Annotated in this window: 3 protein-coding genes; all 3 read right to left on the bottom strand. The window is 64.7% G+C overall.

The genetic code is table 11. From position 1 onward, the window contains the following. Nucleotides 1-121 precede the first annotated feature (121 nt). Complete coding sequence (locus FV223_RS27655) at nt 122-388, bottom strand: hypothetical protein (protein ID WP_147729882.1); 267 nt, start codon at nt 386-388, stop codon at nt 122-124. A 436-nt stretch (nt 389-824) separates the two neighbouring features. Next, nucleotides 825-1,004, bottom strand: a complete 180-nt coding sequence (locus FV223_RS27645; protein ID WP_147729880.1) for a hypothetical protein — start codon at nt 1,002-1,004, stop codon at nt 825-827. Further along, a complete protein-coding gene (locus tag FV223_RS27640) occupies nt 1,001-1,300 on the bottom strand; it encodes an HU family DNA-binding protein (RefSeq protein WP_147729879.1) in 300 nt (99 codons plus the stop codon). The genes FV223_RS27645 and FV223_RS27640 overlap by 4 nt, the downstream gene beginning before the upstream one ends. Between the last annotated feature and the right edge of the window lie 95 nt (nt 1,301-1,395).

Raw genomic sequence — 1,395 nt, 5'->3', positions numbered from 1 at the left:
CGAGCGCGCGGATTGCATCGGCCACGCTCTGGCCCTGTGAAATCAGAACGTCCGCCTGACGTAGCTTCGCGACGATCTCCTCGGGCTTCGGGTGCTTTGCCATCTCGTCCGTCCTCCAGGCTCAAAAACCATACCAAAGGGCGGACCACTTCAATGGGGGCTGACCAATCATCTGCAGGCGGAAATCCACGTCCGGGTCGCCCGTATAGGGTACGGCCATGTTCTTCATCATCTGCTGATGCGACGCCTTGAACTCGCGCGTTGCAGGTGTGTCGGCGCTATCCTTCGAAGAATGACCCATGTGCATGTGATCGTGACCCTGGGCCATCGCGTTTCCAGCTAGTGCCACCGCGAACGCTGCCACCAACAGTCCGGAAGCGTGTCGCATGTTGTTCTCCTACCCTAACATCATCCTGATGGAGACCAGCCCTAAACGTTCCAACAGTGGGAAGGTCAAGGCGAGCGGAAGTCGGATCGGTGCGGGTGATGCCATGGGTCTCGCCGGAGGTGAGCCGGCGGGGATAGGGGCACGAGCGGGCGGCGCAACCCGGCTGTCGGCCACCGCCGGCGTCCTACCGGCTACCCGCGATCCCCGCCTCCCAGCACGGCCAAGAGTTCCCGCCCGGTGTGGGTGATGAACCATGCATGCTCTAGCGGCTTCGCGCCTGGCCACCGAGCGGGTCGTTCCTCGACATAGCCGAGATCAGCAAGAGTGTGCATCGCCTCCGGATGGGCCGTGAGACGCATCCCTTGCGGGTAGAGGGCAACGGCTCGAAGGGCTTCGAGTGCTCGGCCGCCGGCGGACGAGTTGCCGTGTCCGCCACTCACTGGATCGTCACCGACCCGGGGACAAGGCTCAGCAGCGTGGCAAGCTTCATTAGACCCGCATCGGTCATCTCCTCGCCATTCACGAGCCACAGGCTGAGGTCGTCGCCGGTTGGCTCGACATACAGGCCGCGCGCGCGGAGAGCTTCGACGGCTTCGTGGAAGGGGTCGTCGCTCACGGCGCCACCAGCCGCGCCTTCGGGTTGAGCCGGTCTCGCATCTCTTTGCCGGTCTTGAAGACCAGCTTCGACTTCGCCTGGACCGAGACGAGCGCACCGGATCTCGGGTTGCGGCCCATCCTTGCCTGCTGCTCAACGATGGTGAGAGACCCGAACCCGCGCAACTCAACCCGATCGCCGGCCACGATGGCGTCCGCGATCCGGCCTATGATGGCATCGACCACGGCCTCGCAGTCCTTCGCGTAGAGTTGCGGGTTCGCAGCAGCGAGGCGCTGGACCAGTTCGGATCGGATCATGCCGGTGCGGCCGCCCTCGCTACCATGCCGTCAGCGCGGCTTCGCCGGTCCGGCCGATCCCCACCCGTGGGCCTGGATCGCCTTGGTCAGCTTGC

Origin of the sequence: Methylobacterium sp. WL116 (assembly GCF_008039455.1) — a bacterium.
In the GTDB taxonomy this organism is placed as follows: Bacteria; Pseudomonadota; Alphaproteobacteria; order Rhizobiales; family Beijerinckiaceae; genus Methylobacterium.
The sequence above is the reverse complement of the archived record's forward strand: the minus strand, read 5'-3'. Positions and strand labels throughout refer to the sequence as shown.